The following is a 19,756-nucleotide window of genomic DNA, read 5'->3' as shown; positions in this document are numbered from 1 at the left end:
ATCACTAAGCTGAACGGATTTGTATAAACGCCTGAGTTTTATAAAACTCAGGCGTTTGTTTATTTAATTTAAGAAATCACTTTAATTTCATAAGTCTTTCTCGTCTTTTAACCTCTATACTCTAACCAGCTATGAATTTCACTATAGAACAAAGTTTGTATATATGTTCTTAAAATGATTGGTTATTGGAATAACTCTCCCTAAAGAAGGGTATAAAATGACCGTAAAACTATTTGGTCTTAAAAGTAAATCGTGAGGATGAATTTTACATCGCTTTTACACACATAGAAAAATGCACATAACCGAATAGTATGTTAGTTTTATATTGAACTTTTGGTATTTTTATGGGAATTATCCAATAATAACTTTTGAAAAGGTGGTTTGTATGGTAGAGGAACTAAAAAGAAGCATTAAAGAAAAACCCCAAATTTACAGTAAGGTGATATTATTATATAGGTTTCTAATCGATCTGAAAAATGTTCTTTCCTATGGAACGCTGGAAAAGAAAGAATACATTATTGTGCATAACAAAAAATTAGTGTATTTGAACAATTCGAAAGTTGCTTGTTCATCCATTAAGAAAACGTTCATTTCTGATGACGTTCCAGATGATTACAGCATTCATACGAAAGCACAGGATTTAAGTCGAGAATATTTAACTGATGGAGAAAAAGAGTACTTTAAGTTCACTTTCGTTCGAAACCCATTCGATCGCTTAGTATCTTGCTATGAAAGTAAATATAAAAAGGATAAGAAAATGGGTCAAGAATACCTCCATTATGATAAGTATCTGCTAGGTTATATCAAGAAAGATAAGGGGTTTGAGAACTTTGTTAAAAAAGTGGACAAGATTCCGGACTTTCTCGCGGACCGTCATTTCCAGTCCCAGTATAATCTTACTCATGATAAAAAAGGGGAGCCGCTTGTCGATTATATCGGGAAGTATGAAAATTTGGCAGAGGACTTTGAGCACTTCAAACATAAATACAAATTAGGAGATCTGCCTCATTTCAACAAAGCGGTACAACGGAACTGGATGGACTATTACACAGTGGAGTCTGCAAAAATCGTTCGTGAAAAATATGCGAAGGACATTGAGGAATTCGGTTATGAAGAGGAGTATCAAAAATTACTTGAATATCTGAAAAATAAACAAAATAACGAAGTATCTAAATAAGGATTTGTCTGACAAGGAGGCATACGTCAATGGAAGAATTAAATCACCTCGATCAACTCGAAGCTGAAGCAATATATATCATTAGAGAAGTAGCAGCTGAATGTGAGAATCCAGTCATGCTGTATTCAATCGGTAAAGATAGCTCTGTAATGCTACATCTCGCAATGAAAGCATTCTATCCGGAAAAGCCACCTTTTCCTTTCATGCATATCAACACAACATGGAAATTCAAAGAAATGATTGAGTTCCGTGACCGTAAAGCGAAGGAACTCGGTATTGAAATGATTGAACACATCAATCAGGAAGGTGTCGAACAAGGGATCAACCCGTTCGAGCATGGCTCAGCATATACAGACATCATGAAAACACAAGCTTTGAAGCAAGCGTTAGACAAATATGGGTTCACTGCAGCGTTCGGTGGTGGAAGACGTGACGAAGAAAAATCACGTGCCAAAGAGCGTGTCTTCTCTTTCCGTAATAAAAACCATGCCTGGGATCCGAAGAACCAGAAACCTGAAATGTGGAAATTGTATAATACAAGAATCAATAAAGGGGAAAGCATGCGTGTCTTCCCACTTTCCAACTGGACAGAAAAAGACATCTGGCAATACATTCGTAGAGAAAACATCGACATTGTGCCATTGTATTTTGCACAAGAAAGACCGGTTGTCTACCGCGATGGGAACATTGTCATGGTGGATGATGATCGTATGCAGCTGGAGCCGGGTGAGGAAATCGTCAATAGAAAGGTACGTTTCCGTACGCTAGGCTGTTACCCTCTTACTGGTGGTGTGGAGTCTGAAGCAGATACTTTAGACGAAATCATTGAAGAAACGCTTGGAGCGGTATCTTCAGAGCGGACAAGTCGTGTCATCGACCAGGAAGCTGCTGCCAGCATGGAACGACGTAAGCGAGAGGGGTATTTCTAAAATGAAGAGTCTATTGAAATTTATTATGTGCGGAAGTGTAGATGACGGAAAATCAACTTTGATTGGACACATGCTTTATGATGCAAAGCTATTGTTCGCCGATCAAGAGGAAGCGCTAGAACTGGATAGTAAAGTAGGGAGTCGTGGTGGAGAGATTGATTATTCTCTCCTTCTCGATGGTTTGATGGCAGAAAGAGAACAAGGCATCACTATCGATGTTGCGTATCGTTATTTCACGACCGATCACCGTTCGTTCATCGTGGCCGACACGCCTGGTCACGAAGAATATACACGTAACATGGCGGTCGGGGCATCCTTTGCCGACCTTGCTGTCATACTTGTTGATGCAACGAAAGGTGTTATCACACAAACGAAACGCCATGCGCGAATTTGTTCGTTGATGGGAATTAAACATCTCGTATTGGCTGTAAACAAAATGGATCTGATTGATTTTGACCAAAATCGTTTTGATGAGATCAAGAAGGACTTCATGCAGATGACGCATGGTTTCAATATTGACAGTGTAGAAGTGATTCCGGTTTCCGCTACAGAAGGGGACAACATCACGAAGAAATCCGAGAACACACTTTGGTATCAGGGACTTCCGTTACTACCTTATCTAGAAAATATCGATGTTCGTAAAGAAAATGAACAACACGGTTTTGTCATGCCTGTCCAGCGTGTGAGTCGTCCAAACCATACGTTCCGAGGCTTCCAAGGACAAATTGAAGCGGGAAGCATCAATGTCGGGGATGAAGTGATCACACTCCCGAGTAATGAAAGAGCAAAAGTCAAAACTCTTTTAGTCACCGATCAAGAATCTGATAAGGCTCTGAATGGACAGCCCGTAACCATCCAACTGGATCGTGAAGTGGACGTTTCCCGAGGTAATGTCCTCACATCATCAGAGAATGTTCAGGTTGCAGACATGTTTACGGCGACTATTCTCTGGATGGACGATACGAAACTTGTACCTGGTAGAAACTATCTGGTGAAAGTCGGAACGAAAACACTCCCTGGAACAGTCATGTCGATCAAGCATAAAATTGATATCAACACGGGGGACAAAGTTCCTGCAGAACACATTTACAAAAATGAACTGGTTGAATGTGACATCTCTTTATCGGAGAATATGGTTTTCGATACATTCGAAAATAATGAAGCACTCGGCGGTTTGATCTTAATCGATCGGGTATCCAATATGACTTCAGCTTGTGGTGTCATTGAGCATTCGCTCAGAAGATCAACGAATGTCAAATGGCAACAGACGGATATCACAAAGGATCTACGGGCTCAGCAAAAAGGGCAGAAGCCGTTGACGCTTTGGTTCACTGGTCTATCAGGGTCTGGAAAATCGACACTGGCCAATGAAGTGGAGAAACGGTTGGTTTCCATGGGGCACCATACGATGCTACTTGATGGGGATAATGTAAGACACGGCTTGAACAAGAACTTAGGCTTTAAAGAAAATGATCGTGTGGAGAACATCCGTCGCATTGCAGAAGTGTCCAAGCTGATGAACGATGCAGGATTGATTACGTTGGCATCCTTCATATCACCTTATGAAAGTGACCGTCAAAATGCACGAGAGATCATTGGTGAAGACTATATTGAAATCTATGTCAGCACACCACTTGAAGAATGTGAGAAGCGCGACGTAAAAGGCTTATATCAGAAGGCTCGTACAGGTGAAATACCGAACTTCACGGGCATTTCCAGTCCGTATGAAACACCAGCCAATCCAGAAGTTGAAATTGATACGAGCCAACATTCTCTTGAAGAAGCAACAGAGTACGTTATTAATCAAATCCTGAAATACTTGGATTAAACAATGGGAAGCTACTATCTTTATGGTAGTAGCTTTCATTTTTATAATGTGAAACAGGATTCGAAGGGAAGACGACCCCTATGACATTTGAAATGGTATTCGTCTTAGTCATGGTCATCGGTATGTTAGCAGCACTTCTATATGAATGGGCACGTCCAGATATGATCGTCTTTTCGGTTGTCGTTATTTTCTTAGTAACCGGTTTGTTAACTCCACAGGAAGCTTTGAGAGGCTTTTCTAATCAAGGGATGTTGACGGTTGCGTTACTGTTCATTGTAGCTGGTGCTGTTCAAAAGCATGGAATCATTGAACATTATATGCAGAACTGGTTGAACAAGAGTAGAACGATTAAAGGGTCGATGTTACGGTTCTTCATTCCGACTGCATCATTTTCGGCATTCCTGAATAACACACCAATTGTGGTTACCTTTACCCCGATCATCAAAAAATGGTGTGAAGAACGAGATATCGCTCCTTCTAAATTTCTGATTCCCTTATCATATGTCACGATTTTGGGTGGAACCATTACGCTGATGGGGACTTCTACCAACCTTGTCGTTCATGGGATGCTGATCAACTATGATTTGGAAGGCTTCACACTCTTTCAATTAGCCGTCGTGGGAATCCCTATTACAATCATCGGCTTGATCTATCTTTTTACAGTCGGATATCGTCTATTACCGAACTATGTAGGCTTTCGTAAACAGGTGATTGCCGATGCAAAAGAATATATTTCTGAGATGATTGTCGAGCGGGATTTTCCTTTCGTGAATCAATCTGTCCAAAAAGCAGGACTACGAGATTTGAAAGGTCTTTATCTGATTGAAATTATACGTGGGAAAGAGAGAATCTCACCGGTTCGTTCGACCACCATCATTCAACACGGAGATCGGTTGATTTTCACAGGATTGATTTCCACGATTGCTGATTTACAAAATACAAAAGGGTTAGCACTGGATACAGGATCAGACCTCAATCTAGACGATTTGAAGAATGGAGATGTGCATTTAGTAGAGGCTGTTGTTTCGCATCAATCTTCTTTATTATCGAAGTCTGTTAAACAATCTCAATTTCGTTCAAAGTTTGATGCAGGGGTACTCGCCGTACACCGAAATAATGAACGCATCAAAAGCAAAATCGGGGATATTGTACTCCGCCCAGGAGATACTTTGTTGTTGTTGACTGGATCCGATTTTGTCCGTAAGTATCAACAATCAAGCGATTTTTATGTTGTTTCATCAATGGATACTCCAACAAAATTCCATGAGGATAGTAAAAAAGGCTGGTTGGCCATCGGGTTGTTGATCACCATGATCCTAACGGTGACGTTTGGGTGGCTCAGTATGTTCAAAGCGATGGCATTAGCTGTATTAATCTTGATTGTAACCAAAATGATTACTCCAGAGGAAGCAAAGAAATATATCCAGTTTGATGTGCTCCTATTGATTGCGAGCGCTTTCGGGGTCGGTGCAGCAATGACGAAGAGCGGACTTGCCGCGTGGATGGCGAAAGGATTACTTTCACTGGGAGAATCATTGGGAGTATTTGTCATTCTGCTATTTATGTATATCCTAACGAACATTTTCACCGAATTGATTACAAATAGTGCAGCCGCGGTCTTAATGCTTCCGATTGGTCTCGAATTAGCAAATTCATTAGATGTTTCCTATATGGGGTTTGCAGTCATTATTTCTATTGCAGCGTCAGCTAGCTTTATTACGCCGATTGGTTATCAAACCAACCTGATTGTATATGGACCAGGGGGATATAAATTCAAGGATTATGTGAAAATCGGGGCGCCATTAAGTGCCTTAGTCATGATTGCTTCTGTAACGATTGTTCATTTTGTGTGGTTTTAGAATAGTTGTGGGAAAAGAAATTTAAACGATTTAATCTCAATAGAGTAAATTTGTTGAATTGAATAGGTGTTTTATAGTTGAACCGTTCGAATTAGCTTTGTACCAAGTTTCGACATGCTCCTCAATCAAACGTTTGATTGAGGGCATTTTTTGTATGATTAATAAGGAATTTTCAATTTAAACAAACGTTTGTTTAGTAGAAATACTTAAATTTACATTCCCTTTACATTTGTAATATAATAGATACTTGTATTGTAATAAAAGTAAAGGGTTGTTTTGTATGTTGTTTAAAAAGTCTTTTAGTAGATGGGCAGTGTTGGGTATTGTGAATTTTATATTCGCAATTGCTTTATATACGCTTGTACAGTTATTCGTATTCATGTTTGATGTCGATCAAATGATTGATTGGACTCAAATGAATACAAAAGCATCACTAATGTATCTTGGGACCTCTTTTGGGGTTCTCCTATGCACATATAAATTTCAGATTAAAATGATTGATCATATCAATCAGTCCGATTTCTTTAATCAATGGTATGGAAAACTATTAACGACATCCATCCTGTTAATAGGATCATCACTGCTAGTGAATCTATTCTTTCAATTATCACAAAAGCTGTTCAATTTAGATCGAACGATCGATTGGATCCAATTGAATTCCAAGTTGTTTTTGATGGGTTCCTTTTATGTATTCTTTTTTGCTTTACTAATCTATTTGGTTATCGGAAATCCATTCACTTCCACAATCATATTCCTGCTGATTGGTATCACATTAGGCTATACCCATTACAATAAGCTGAAGTTCCGGATCGAGCCTTTATTTCCATCCGATTTTTCACAAATAGGGCATATGAAAGAAGTCCTGCCAATGGTTATGAGTTATCTGTCCATCTGGACGATCATCATCTTAATCGGTTTGATTGCCCTATTCGTACTGGCACTTCGTTCATTCCCGAAAATGACAATAAAATGGTGGAAGCGTCTGATCGTAGTACCTGTAGTATTATTTATGATCTACTCCTTTACGTTTTACCCAAAGACCTTTATGAAAGACTTTGTGGAATCAACAAGTTTGGATCTGATTGGGTGGAATCAGCTTTCCAATTATCGTGACAATGGATTTGTGTTTGCATTTCTCTCTAATTTACAAGGGGATAATTTTGAAAAACCCGATGGATATAATAAAAAAAATGTTGTGAAGCTAGCGGAAGACTTAAAAGCTCGTTATGATAGCCGCAATGTCCCTGAAGAGGAAATAAATCCGAATATCATTTATATCATGAATGAAGCGTTTTGGGACCCGACTGAATTTGAAAATATCAATTTAAGTGAAGACCCATTACCGAATATAAGAAAAATTCAACAGCAATATCCTTCTGGAAAGATTCTCTCACCTATGTTTGGAGGAGGAACGGCTAACGTCGAATTTGAAGCCTTGACTGGATTTAGCATGTCCTTCGTTAGAGCCGGCGTTACGCCTTTTCAAAATATGGTTGACCATCAGAATCCATTTCCTACATTAGCGAGTGTATTAAAGGACAAAGGATATTCTACAGTCGCCATTCATCCGTACAATAAGGTTTTTTATAAGCGTAACAGAGTATATGATAAGTTTGGTTTTGACTCATTCCTTCATATGAATTCTATGGAATTCACAGAAAAAGACGGAAGTTATATCTCAGATGAATCCGTTACAAAAGAGATCATTAAAGAACTGGAAAAAAGTAAAGGTCCGGCCTTCATCCATGCTGTGACCATGCAAAATCATTTTCCTTATCTAGAAGGAAGGTTCGATGAAAATACGATAGAAGTAGAAGGGCTATCTCAGGCCTACAAAACTGAATTAGAAGTCTTCGTAGAAGGCATTAAGCGCAGTGATCAGGCAACTCAACAATTAGTAGATTATCTGAATACGTTGGAAGAACCGACTATGGTTGTTTTCTGGGGTGATCATTTGCCGATTTTAGGGACCGATAAGGCCATCTATAAAGCCGCGAATTATACAGAAGGTCTGCCGCCTGAGACTACAAATCGGAAGTATTCAGAGACGCCATTGTTCATATATGCGAATTATCCCATCAACAAAACGGAATTAGGTACGGTAAGTCCAGCTTTCCTTCCTCCTACCGTCATGCAGTATGCAGGAATGGATTTACCACCGTTCTACTCGTTCTTAGAGAAGATAAAGCAAGAAATTCCAGGGTTGAAAGCCTCACTTAAAATCGGTAAAGATGGGCAGCCAATTAAAAAGCTTAGCGAAGAACAAGCTCAGCTTCTAAAAGACTACAAACTTTTGGAATATGACCTGTTGGCAGGAGAACAATATAGCAAGGATATTTTATTTGAATAAACGTTTATGAGATCTTTTCAAGCTCACTTGAGAAGATCTTTTTTTGTGTCTTTAGACCCAATTAGGAAATATATTTCTATTTTAGTAAAAAAGTACCTCTTAATCGTCGACATAAGAGTTGTAACTTTAAGGGGGGAAACACATGAAAAGAACAATGTACTGGTTCATTGGAATAATGACCATCATGATGATGATTGGTGTACATCAAAGTCATGCTGCTACAGATTCCTATGAGCGGATTTCAGGAAAAGATCGTATCTTAACAGCGATCGAAATGTCCAAAATGGGTTGGCCATTAGGATTACACGGGGGTAATCAGGATGTCATTTTAGCACGTGCAGATAATCCAATCGATGCCCTTGCAGCGTCTAATTTAGCCGGCTATATTGATGGTCCGATCCTCTTGACTTCTCCAACGAAGCTTCGTCAAGAGGTATTAGATGAAATGGCTCGTCTCAATGCAAATGAGGTTTATCTTGTAGGGGGGACAAGTGCGATATCCCTTGGGATTGAAAACCAGTTGAAGGATCTTGGATACACTGTTCATCGTGCAGGTAAAAAAGATCGTTATTACACAGCGGCGATGATCAATGCGCATGCAGATGCTCACATCAGTACGAAAGCCTTGATCGTCAATGGAAGTCGTGTGGCTGATGCCGTATCGGCTGCTTCTGAAGCTGCATTGAACGGAGTTCCTGTTTATCTGGCAACACATGACACATTGCCAATTGAACTGCCAAAGTCTATTAAAGAGATTGCCTTATATGGCGGGACAGGGGTCTTGAGTGAAAAACTTGAAAACAAATTGAAGGCACAAGGTTATAAAGTAACGAGAAAGTCCGGGAAGAACCGTTATTTGACGAATGTGGCTGCACTTTCGACGCTCGACAAAACAGAGCGGGCTTTAATGGTAAGAGGAACATCGACCAGCAGTAAAAAGGAAGATTATCCAGATGCTGTTGCTTCTGCGGGATTAGCGGCGAGACTGGGCGCTCATATCATTATCAGTGATAATGATTCAGCTGTCACGGATGTCAAGAACTTCCTTCAATCCAACTACCAGAAAGTTTTTGTAATTGGTGGAAAGGAGGCGATTCAGTCAAATGTCATGGAAGGGCTCAACTTGACGAATGAAATGAAAGTTGAAGACCACACAGTTACAATGAATGCATTTGACCCATATATGACGCTTGACAGTAAAATTGCAAGCGACTCAACTTCACTTGAAACAATCAACAATGTTATGGAAGGGTTGTTCCGAATAGGACCGGATCACAAGCTGCTTCCAGGAGTGGCAAAGACCTATGAAGCAAATGAAGATTATACGGAATTCATTTTCCATTTACGTAAGGATGCAAAATGGTCTGATAATCGCCCAGTATTGGCAGAAGATTTTGTGAGGACGTGGGAGCATACACTTCATCCATTTACAAACAGTGTTTATTCTTACTTGATGCATGATATTAAGAATGCAAAAGCTATTCAAGATTGGCAGGATCCAATGTATGCAATGACTGAGAATTTGGGTGTTTCAGCGATTGATGATCATACATTGAAGGTAGAACTTGAACGAAGCGTTCCTTATTTTGCTTATAACACAGCAAACCCAGTCTATTTCCCACAACCACGGTGGACCTACTTGGGGAGGGAATTTGGAGGCGAACAAAACAATACCTACTATAATGGACCATTCATCATTTCTGAATGGAAAAAGGATGGTAAGTGGACATATAAAAAAAATGAGTTGTATTGGGACCATTTGAATGTCGATTTGAGCGAAATTCATGTACAAGTTACGAAGGATACCAATACAGCTGTAAATCTATTTAATATGGATCAATTAGATCTAGCAGTGTTGGATGAAATCAATCAGGAAATTCAATCGAAGCCAGAATATTTGGCAACACTTGAGCCAATCACATGGTTTATTGAACTCAACCATAACAGGGCAATCTTCCAGAATACAAAACTACGAAAAGCTCTTTCTGCATCGGTTGATCGAAAGAAATTGGTTGATCAAGGTTTTGGAGGATTACATCAACCAGCAACGTATTTGGTACCAAAAGAATTTAGTTATAATGGAACGACCGATTTTAGAAACTTGTATCCGTCTTTTGACCTAGGGACTAGTTCTGAAGCTCAACAATTATGGTCTGAAGCTAAAACGGAATTAGGTATGAGTACTGTGGAGCTTGATTTGCTCATTTCTGAAAAAGGTACAAATACAGGTCAAATTGTGAAAGCAGACTTGGAAAGCAAGTTGCCTGGTTTGACAGTGAACGTCGTGGCACCAAGTTTTTCGGAACTCTTGAATAAAGCGTCGAATGGTGACTTTGATTTGTATTTCACTGGATGGGGAGCGGATTTCAGAGATCCTTCTAACTTCCTTGAAGTATTCACTGCAACGAGTTCATACAATTATGGCAATTACCTTAACAGCCAATTTGATGGTTTAGTGGAAGACATGTTAGCGGCAAATCGTTGGAAGAATATGCAGAACGCAGAGAAGCTTCTCATCGTTGAGCAGGCAGGAGTCATACCAGTCTATCAACACAGAACACCGTATTTACAAAAAGAGAATCTTTCTGGAATCATCAGGGAAACGGCAGGTATAGAGAATCTACAATCGTTTAAATGGGCGTCAAAGAAATAATTCGAGAAAAGAGACAGAAAACGTTCTGTCTCTTTTTTATGTATAACATTTTAGCGTAATGAAAAAATGAATGTACTAATAAAAAAATATGTCGGTTATTTACTAAAAATATGGAAAATAGGTAAATTGTATGTCGAAATTCCTCTAATTAGGAGTTAGAATTAATATTATATTACTAGACTAAAAATTTTAAGGAGGAACAGAATGGGGAAGGCAAAACTTTATATCTCTTTCCTCATAGGATTTGCGGTATTTATGGCAATTCCTATGTTGACGCACGCCCAGAAGACGGTAATTATTGACGCGGGACACGGTGGTGACTATTCAGGCACAACTGGTTACTCAGGTTCACAAACCGGTTACCATGAGGAACATGCGAACTTGAGTATTGCTAAAGAATTACGTGCAGCACTCGAGAACGAAGGCTTCAAGGTTTACATGACACGAGATCGGGACATGCACTTCGGTAAACCTTTACATACTGATTTAGCGAATCGAATGAAGATTGCCAATGATTTTGCAAAAGCAAACCGAGATCAAACAATCTTGCTATCGATTCATCATAATGCCAATCCATATAACATATATACCCGCGGCCATGAAACTTATTATTACTCTAAGAGTAAAGCATATGATCCGGAATATCCTCCAGATCCTATTCAAGTAAGCTATGAGGCTGAAAGTCAAAGACTAGCACATACGGTTCATCCTACGGTTGTAAATAAAGTAGGAATGGTTGATAGAGGCATTCGAAACAACCAGGCATTCTATATGATTCGAAATGCACAAGTCCCTGCCTTGCTACTCGAGATGGGTTATATGTCCAATCCTCAAGAGGAAAGTTTAATTCGTTCATACTCCCATAGATTAAAAGGCGCATTAGCAATTAAAGATGCAGTGGTTGAGTACTATCATGTTTTTGAAGTATTCACGAAAGATGATCAAAGGCTAAAAGTTTACAAGTCTAAGAGTGATGCGATTAACTACGCAAAAGGTCAACAAAACGTATATGTGTATGACAAGTTTAATGAAACAAAAGTGTACTCGAATATAGAAAAAGCATTTGCAGTCGTTCATGAGACAAACGGAACCTTAAGTAAATTCGTTACAGAATCTGAAGCGATTGATTACGCAAAAGCAAGAAAGCAAGTGAATGTTGTCCATGTTAAAAATGAGGAAATTGTTTGGTCAAATTATATCGACAAGACATATCAAGTCGTAAATAGTAATGGAAGCTTAGTAAAAGATTTTTATGAGTATGAAACAGCCTTGAATTTTGCAAAATCATACTCTAAACAAGTAAGTATCCAGCGAAAAAACAGAGGAGATATCCTTTGGACGAATGTTTCTGGGAAGAAAACAACAAAAGAGTTGAACCAGGAAGTTCTGAAAGGTGCAGAACGATTCCACACCTCAGTTGAAATTTCGAAGAAGCTATATCCAAATGGTTTTGCAGCAAACAAATCCGAAAAGACAGTCATCCTAACGACAGCTTATGATTTCGCTGATGCACTGTCTGTAGGTCCTATGGCAGCTATGAAAGATAATGCGCCGATTTTATTGACCTATTCAGATCGATTGGTATCTGTTGTAGAAAGTGAAATTAAAAGACTCGGTGCAGAGAAAGTGATCATCGTGGGTGGATCGAATGCGATTGAACCATCTGTTGAAAACAAGCTTAAAGGTATGGTGAAAGAGGTTCAACGTATCAGGGGTAAAAACCGTTACGAAACCAACATAAAGATTAATCAAGAACTTAAGAATGTTGATAAAGTGTTTGTTGCTTCAGGTCAGAATTTCCCTGATGCATTAAGTGCAGCTCCAATTGCATCGGCAAATAACATGGCGATTGTATTGACGAAAGATAATGAAATTGAAAAGACCTCGTTACAGTATCTAAAGGGTAAGAAAGTTTACCTAGTAGGTGGATCCAGTGTTATTTCTTCTTCTGTTGAGAATGAAATCAAAAACAGTGTTGGTTCATCTAACGTAAAACGTCTATCTGGTACAGACCGTTATGAAACATTAGCAGCGGTATTGAATGAATTCCAATCGATGTTTAACTCAGATGACCTTATTGTTTCAACAGGTGATAAATTCCCGGATGCATTAGCGGCTTCTGCATTATCAGTTAAAACTGGCTCACCAATCGTTTTAGTCGGTAACAATTCAAATGTGCTTGTGAAAGCAGCTCTTCTAGAATACGGAATCTCTAATGATGTCCGAAACATCTATCAAATAGGTGGAGTTGTATCATCACAACAAATACAAATGATTGGGAACAAGGTCTATTAATATTAAAGAGGAGAAGATACACCTATGAAAAAGTTGATCACAATAATAGGGTTACTCATGATTTTGCTTGTTGGTTGTAGCCCTACTTCTTCTCAAGAAACAGAAGAAAAAAACGCAGAAGAGAAAAAAGAAGAAACAGAAACCACATCTGAAAATGAATCAGCTTCCGATGAAGAAACACAGACTTCCGATTCAGAGAATGGGGAGCAAGAGGATCAGGATTCTTCTGAGAAGGACAAAGAAGAAACGAAAGAGGAAAGTCGAGTCAAGAATCTTCGTCCTTCAACCGGAATGTTGAAAGTATTCCAACAGACGGGTGGATACACATTGAAAGAGAAAATCATTGCAACGAATGGTCAGTATGTCCAACGGCTTTTAATCCTTGGGGATATGAAAACCATGCAAGTTTTGAAGTGGGATTCTTCGGAAATTAAAAGAATCTATGAACAGAGTAATCCTTCTAATGAAGATGAAAATATTTTAGACACGTTCAAGCCAATTGATAATACCGAGATATTATTATCAGAAAGTAAGACCGGAAAAGGTGATCAATCAGATTGGCAGATCATTGAAGAAAATGTAGAAACAAAGACACCATTTCAAACATTTAAAGACACAATCGTCGTCCAAAGGACATTTATGGAAGGCGAAAATGAAACCATTCACACCATGTATTACGCTCCAGAATTTGGCATGGTGAAGGAGATTTATAATGTAACGGGTGATAATGGCTACAAGGTTGAAACGCAATTAGAATCTGTTGAAACAAATTAAATAGTTCACTGAACTAAAGCTATCGAGAACGACTCTCGATAGCTTTTTTGTTACAAAATTATTGTAGAATGCTGTAGATTTGTAATGTTATTGTAAAGTAAGTTTTGTTTCATTTCATTTATAATGAGAACTAGGTTGTTTTTAATACTTAACAAATTCTTCTATGACGACATTAATTATCCATTGATACATAATCTATACATTTTTCTTTAGAGATCAAGTTACATGACATCCATACATTACTTCAGTAAGTCATAAGGGGAAAAGAAGAACAGGGGGAGAAAGGTTGATAAAGTTTACTTCTTTAGTACGGTTTTTTGTCGTGTCATTTTTGGTAGTGACTGCATTAATCGTTCATCAGAATGAGGCTTCTGCAGCTCCAAACAGTGTCGATCGAATTCACGGTTCTGATCGTTTTTCAACAGCTGTTCAAATTTCCAAAACAGGTTGGCCAAAAGGAGCGAACACTGTTTTAATCGCTGAAGGGTACGGGTTCGCAGATGCACTTGCAGGAGCACCGTTAGCTTATCGAATGAATGCACCGATCCTTTTGACGGGGAAAGATCAACTAAGTGGAACAACTGCGAAGGAAATTGCTCGGTTGAATCCATCTAAAATCATCATTCTAGGCGGAAACAGTGCAGTATCAGGTAACGTTGAGAAAGCACTGAAAACAGTAGGTGGAAAATCACGTACGGTAGAACGTATCGGTGGAACCAGTCGATATGACACAGCAGCTAAAATAGCATCTAAAATGGGGAATCCATCTAAAGCTGTAATTGTTTACGGTTGGAACTTTCCAGATAGCTTATCCATATCATCTTATGCTGCACGAAACGGTTACCCAATCTTGTTAACCAACACAAATGGTTTACCTGGTGAAACGAAATCAGCGTTAAAAGGTATCAATGACACAATTGTTGTTGGCGGTCCAAGTGTCATTAGTAATAACGTCATTTCACAACTAAATGGTAAGAGCCCAGAACGAATTTCAGGTAGCAGCCGGTACCATACTGGTTCGAAAGTTTTCGATAAGTTCTATGGGTCTTCTACCAAAGCATTCGTTACAACTGGTAAAAACTTTGCTGATGCTTTAACGGGTTCAGTATTAGCAGCGAAACAAAATGCACCGATTTTATTAGTCGAACAAAATGAAATTCCTTATGAAATTCGTAAAGATGTTCGGACAAGCCGTTTAAGTAAGTTCTCAGTCCTAGGTGGTACAAGCGCTGTATCACATCATGTCATCAATGAACTAAAGATCGATGTCGACGATATCATTTCTACCGCAAAAGCTCAAAAAGGGGTCCCATATAAATGGGGAGGGACAAGCCCGTCGGGATTTGATTGCAGTGGATTTTTGAACTATGTGTACGATAACAACGGTGTGAACATTCCTAGAACAGTTAGTGATATTTGGAATGCAGGAAAGAAAGTTAAAGAGCCAGTAATCGGCGATGTCGTATTCTTTGAAACCTACAAGTCAGGTCCATCACACGCAGGCATTTATTTAGGGGATGGGAAATTCATACACTCCAGCTCGTCTAATGGAGTAACAGTAAGTGAAGTGAACAGCCCATACTATTGGGGACCACGTTACTTAGGATCAAAACAAATTTTCTAATACATAAAAAGAGGATGAACTCTAAAGACGAGTTCATCCCTTTTTTATATCCTTTTGGCGAGGATCCTTTTTGCTTTTGATATGGCAATCATGACTTCATCAATTTTCAGAAGATACGTTGAGATCAGGAAAACAATGATCCCGATGGCACTCTTAACAATTAATGTTACAATCGAATTCTCAAATTCAAGAAAGAGTAATATGGCGCTCATGGCAGAGACGGCTATGAAAATCTTTAATACGTTCAGCCAAGGGAATACCAAAGGAAAGATTTTCTTTCCTATTAAAGCGCTTAAGATAAGTGATACAAGGTAAGCACTAATGGTCGAATAGGCAGCACCATATATTTGGTATTTAGGAATCAAGAATAGATTTAATACAACATTTAATATACTAGCCACTAGAACTGGCCATATTTGAAGTTTCGTATTTTTCCCTAATTGGAAGGCTAAATCGAAATAGAACATCTTAATTCCCTGTATAAAGATACCAATAGAGATTAAGGAGAAGATCACTTGCCCTTTTTCACGATAAGCCTCTCCTAGGAATACTTCTACGATAGGTTGACTTAGAATAATCAAACCAGCGACTGCCGGTAAAGATATCATAAATAGTAACGTCGTGTTTTGTCTTAGTTGATTTTGACATGCTTCTAATCCTTCCTTTTCCAAAGCCCGAACAACTAAAGGATATGCCGCCAGGTTGACGATAATCATGATCAACATAAGGATCTGTTTAGACAGATCATAGGAAACAGCATAGATTCCTGTCGCATTCGTACCTACAAACTGATTGAGAAGGAAACGGTCTGAAGTAAGTATGATATATTCCATACTTAAAGTTGCTATGAATGGCAGTCCATACATCACGACTTCCTTAATTAATGAACGATCGATCGTATTCAATTTCAATCGGTGGATATATCTTGGTAGAATGAAGATTGCAGCCAATGATGTTCCTGTAATCAGACCGAGAATGATTGCATCCCCACCAAGCCCTAATTTGATGTATAGATACGAAAAGGCTAGTGAGCTAATTACCTTAATCAGAGTAAGTACACCATACAGTTTAGATCGTAATTCAGCTCTCACGAATTCCGTTAATAATTCGAATGCGCTTAATGTACATAAAAGTGCTAGTCCTAATAACCAAAGATATCTTAAATGAGGCTCTTGTATAAATAGAAAACCACCGGTTGTACCTAGTAATACAGAAAGCAAGATCATAGATAAAAACGTTGCGATAATAGAACTGAAAAAGGTGATTTGTTCTTTCTCCGTATCATTGTGTCTCGCACTAAAGCGTAACATGCCGAGCTTCAACCAATGAAAGAGAGATGCATTGACGAACGTAACAGCCGCAAGAACAAGCGCGTACTCACCATATTCTTTTGGTTCCAGCATACGGGTGTAAACGGCAATGGCAACAAAATTGATGATGCCTGGCAACCCTTTCGCTAGAAAGTAATTCAATGTATGTTTAAGCATTCTAATTCCTCATTTGTCTATAAATGTCATACTGATTAATTTTACTTTAATCCAATATTATTTACAATATCATATTTGATTTCAATCAAGAGCTTAAATAGTGGCTAAGTTGTGATAAAATAGAGAAAGATTGATGAAGGCATTGAGAGAGTGGTAGCATGAAAATCATTATTCTGGCACCTGCCAATAACGTACATACAATAAAATGGTTGGACTATTATGAAGAATTAGGAATAGAGACGATTAATGTCAGCCTGGAAAATCATAAAGATTATACATCTCACAACTGGAAAAATGTTCGTAGAGAGTATTTGGAATTGAAGTTCAACGGGAAGCTTTCTTACCTATTCACCGCACGGCAGCTGCAGTCGATTATTAATAAGGAACAGCCCGACTTACTCCATGCCCATTATGTATCAAGTTATGGGCTTATTGGTTCCCGAGTAAATTTCAAACCATTCGTCGTTTCAGTATGGGGTTCGGATATTTATGATTTCCCCCGACGTAATCTGATTAACCGGAACGTTATTCGATATGTATTAAAGCAGGCAGATGTAATATGTGCAACAAGTAATGCTTTAATGAATGAAACGTTGAATTACGTTCAAGATAAACCTTTGGTTATCACTCCTTTTGGTGTGGATACTACAAGGTTTTCGCCAAAAGATCATCACAATGAAAATAGAAAAACAGTTACGGTTGGCATTGTTAAAGGGATGGAAGAAAAATATGGGATTGAGTACTTGATTAAAGCCTTCAGGTATCTTAAAAACCAATTGACTGTTGAAGAATTTTCAAACCTTCATTTGAAAATTGTAGGAGACGGTCCATCCTTGGAGTATTATAAACGGCTCGCAAAAAAGTATAGGTTAGAGAATACGATTACCTTTACTGGTAAAGTTCCGCACGATCAAGTGCCTCAAGTCATCTCGGATATGGATATTTTTGTTGTACCATCGCTTATTGAAAGTTTTGGTGTAGCCGCCGTCGAAGCTCAGGCTTGTGGGGTTCCTGTAATCGCTTCTGATGTTGGGGGATTGCCAGAGGTTGTATTGGATGGGAAGACAGGTTATATTGTTCCTCCAAAAGACCCAAAGGCAATAGCGAAAAAGATTACACAATTGATGATCGATCCTGCTTTAAGGAAGAAAATGGGAGAACAAGGTGTGCAACACATCAAGCAACAATATAGTTGGAATCAAAATGCAGAGTTGATGAGAACGTTGTACGAAGATATTACTTCAAGTAAAAGGAGTGAAACCAGCTAAGGTTCACTCCTATTTTTTATATTTGAATGTTTCTTTTATGGAATGAAGATACGTGTAAATCGGTTTATCCAAGTGGTTCGCTTTCTTGAAGAAGAAAAGAGTCAGTACGCCTAAAGCGACAGGCGTATTAAAAAGTTCTTTGAACATAGGCCCTTTTCCGATAAACGTTTTGTGATTAATTCGCGACTCCATCGTCGGTTTCTTATGAAAGATGATTTTTTTGGGAATGTAGGAAATCTTTTTATACCCTTTATTATAGAGGCTGAAAAGGAAGATGTTCTCTTCACCTGATGGATATTTTGCTCCTAATCCAAATTGTTCATCAAAAGCGATATCCTCAATTTTTACTTTCTCTAAAGACAAAAAAATCTCAATCGATGATTTTCGGAATAACCCCTTCAACGGTACTGTTTGTTGGCTGTCTGAAGGGTATTCTTTATAGTAGACATTTTGAATCGGGTCATAAATCTGAAAGCATAGGATATCTGAATTAGTATTGTTAAAGGAGGTTTGTACTTCTTCGAAACAACTGTTTTCATACCAGCAATCATCATCTGAGAATGTTAGTATTGAACCTTCGACATGCTTCAAACCTGCGTTTCTTGCTTTAGATAAACCTTTTTCCTGCATCTTCACATGTTTGGAAGAAAAAGAAAACTGGTTTAAAATCGCTTCAACAATGTCATGGTTGTCTTGTGAGACAACAATTACCTCATATTCTTGTGAGGTTTGGTTAGTTAGGCTCTCAAATAATCTTTTCAATTCTTCTTCTCTTGTTCCTAGTGTAGGTACTATTAGACTAATCATGACGTTCATCCTCACGAATAAAGGCTTTATCACCTGTATTATAGCATAAAATTGATGATGCAAACTTTCCGCAAATGAAAGCTTTTAAAAGAATACTTTCCATACATATTTTATTGATGGAAAGAAGATTTGTACATAGGTATCAAATTATTCTTTTGAACCATCCTAAGGTTAAATAAATTGTTAGATTTCTCATTTGTTCCTTATAGAGAAATACATGAAAATCTGGTATTCTTTCTGTATTGAACTTATAGGAGATAAGTTCGACATAAAATTCATGTTTATACGAAGGTTAATATATCTACATATTATTTCGTACGAGGAGTTTATTATGCGGTCATTCATTTTACTATCTTTGATTTTTTGTATAGCATTACTTTCTGGATGTGGGCAAGAACCTTTGAAATCCAGAAATCTAGTTGAAGCGGATTTATATATGAGAAACAACATAACGCAAATGAACTGGAATGAATTTCAGCACCTTCTAAGTGACGATCATAAGGTGACAAAAGAAGAGTTTACACATTTGAAAGATCTCAATTCAAAGAAGTTCAAATCTCAACGGACAGAAGTGGAGAATAAGATCTACCGTTTCAACCCAGACGAAGAATTGATTTACATGACAGAATGGAAAGATCAAGAAGACATACTTTATTTAGAAGATATTTATTACATTTCGAAATAGAATTATAAAGCTGAGAATCA

Annotated in this window: 13 protein-coding genes; 11 read left to right on the top strand and 2 right to left on the bottom strand. The window is 38.3% G+C overall.

The window, feature by feature from the left end; translation table 11 throughout:
- The first annotated feature begins 385 nt into the window (after window positions 1–385).
- The 9 genes from ACSVDE_RS14565 to ACSVDE_RS14525 all read left to right on the top strand — a co-directional run bounded on the left by ACSVDE_RS14565 (window position 386) and on the right by ACSVDE_RS14525 (window position 15,489).
- The gene (locus ACSVDE_RS14565) at window positions 386–1,177 is read left to right on the top strand and encodes a sulfotransferase family 2 domain-containing protein (RefSeq protein ID WP_439301589.1); all 792 of its coding nucleotides are present in this window, start codon (window positions 386–388) and stop codon (window positions 1,175–1,177) included.
- A 29-nt stretch (window positions 1,178–1,206) separates the two neighbouring features.
- Window positions 1,207–2,106, top strand: a complete 900-nt coding sequence (cysD, locus tag ACSVDE_RS14560; protein ID WP_439301588.1) for a sulfate adenylyltransferase subunit CysD — start codon at window positions 1,207–1,209, stop codon at window positions 2,104–2,106.
- 1 nt (window position 2,107) lies between these two features.
- Entirely contained in the window at window positions 2,108–3,934 is a 1,827-nt protein-coding gene (gene cysC, locus ACSVDE_RS14555) for an adenylyl-sulfate kinase (protein WP_439301587.1), read from the top strand.
- Window positions 3,935–4,014: 80 nt separating this feature from the next.
- Complete coding sequence (locus ACSVDE_RS14550; RefSeq protein WP_439301586.1) at window positions 4,015–5,793, top strand: SLC13 family permease; 1,779 nt, start codon at window positions 4,015–4,017, stop codon at window positions 5,791–5,793.
- Between the two features lie 325 nt (window positions 5,794–6,118).
- Window positions 6,119–8,143, top strand: coding sequence for a sulfatase-like hydrolase/transferase (locus ACSVDE_RS14545; protein WP_439302015.1), 2,025 nt, complete (start codon window positions 6,119–6,121; stop codon window positions 8,141–8,143).
- A 142-nt stretch (window positions 8,144–8,285) separates the two neighbouring features.
- Window positions 8,286–10,796 carry an ABC transporter substrate-binding protein gene (locus ACSVDE_RS14540; protein WP_439301585.1) on the top strand — a complete coding sequence of 837 codons (2,511 nt, stop codon included), beginning with the start codon at window positions 8,286–8,288 and terminating at the stop codon, window positions 10,794–10,796.
- 204 nt (window positions 10,797–11,000) lie between these two features.
- Entirely contained in the window at window positions 11,001–13,091 is a 2,091-nt protein-coding gene (locus tag ACSVDE_RS14535) for a cell wall-binding repeat-containing protein (protein WP_439301584.1), read from the top strand.
- Between the two features lie 24 nt (window positions 13,092–13,115).
- On the top strand, window positions 13,116–13,865 hold the full coding sequence (locus tag ACSVDE_RS14530) for a hypothetical protein (protein WP_439301583.1): 750 nt from the start codon (window positions 13,116–13,118) through the stop codon (window positions 13,863–13,865).
- A gap of 286 nt (window positions 13,866–14,151) precedes the next feature.
- Window positions 14,152–15,489, top strand: a complete 1,338-nt coding sequence (locus ACSVDE_RS14525) for a cell wall-binding repeat-containing protein (protein ID WP_439301582.1) — start codon at window positions 14,152–14,154, stop codon at window positions 15,487–15,489.
- Between the two features lie 44 nt (window positions 15,490–15,533).
- Here the strand turns inward: ACSVDE_RS14525 and ACSVDE_RS14520 are convergent, their stop codons facing one another.
- Complete coding sequence (locus tag ACSVDE_RS14520) at window positions 15,534–16,976, bottom strand: lipopolysaccharide biosynthesis protein (protein WP_439301581.1); 1,443 nt, start codon at window positions 16,974–16,976, stop codon at window positions 15,534–15,536.
- A gap of 158 nt (window positions 16,977–17,134) precedes the next feature.
- Here ACSVDE_RS14520 and ACSVDE_RS14515 point away from each other — a divergent pair, with 158 nt between their 5' ends.
- A complete protein-coding gene (locus ACSVDE_RS14515; RefSeq protein WP_439301580.1) occupies window positions 17,135–18,244 on the top strand; it encodes a glycosyltransferase in 1,110 nt (369 codons plus the stop codon).
- Window positions 18,245–18,253: 9 nt separating this feature from the next.
- On the opposite strand, the gene ACSVDE_RS14510 is transcribed toward ACSVDE_RS14515, so the two are convergent.
- Window positions 18,254–19,060, bottom strand: a complete 807-nt coding sequence (locus ACSVDE_RS14510; protein WP_439301579.1) for a glycosyltransferase family 2 protein — start codon at window positions 19,058–19,060, stop codon at window positions 18,254–18,256.
- Between the two features lie 322 nt (window positions 19,061–19,382).
- On the opposite strand from ACSVDE_RS14510, the gene ACSVDE_RS14505 reads away from it, so the two are divergent.
- Entirely contained in the window at window positions 19,383–19,736 is a 354-nt protein-coding gene (locus ACSVDE_RS14505; protein WP_439301578.1) for a hypothetical protein, read from the top strand.
- Window positions 19,737–19,756 lie beyond the last annotated feature (20 nt).

Source organism: Pseudalkalibacillus sp. Hm43 (genome assembly GCF_051842935.1).
Taxonomy (GTDB): Bacteria; Bacillota; Bacilli; order Bacillales; family Fictibacillaceae; genus Pseudalkalibacillus.
The sequence above is the reverse complement of the archived record's forward strand: the minus strand, read 5'-3'. Positions and strand labels throughout refer to the sequence as shown.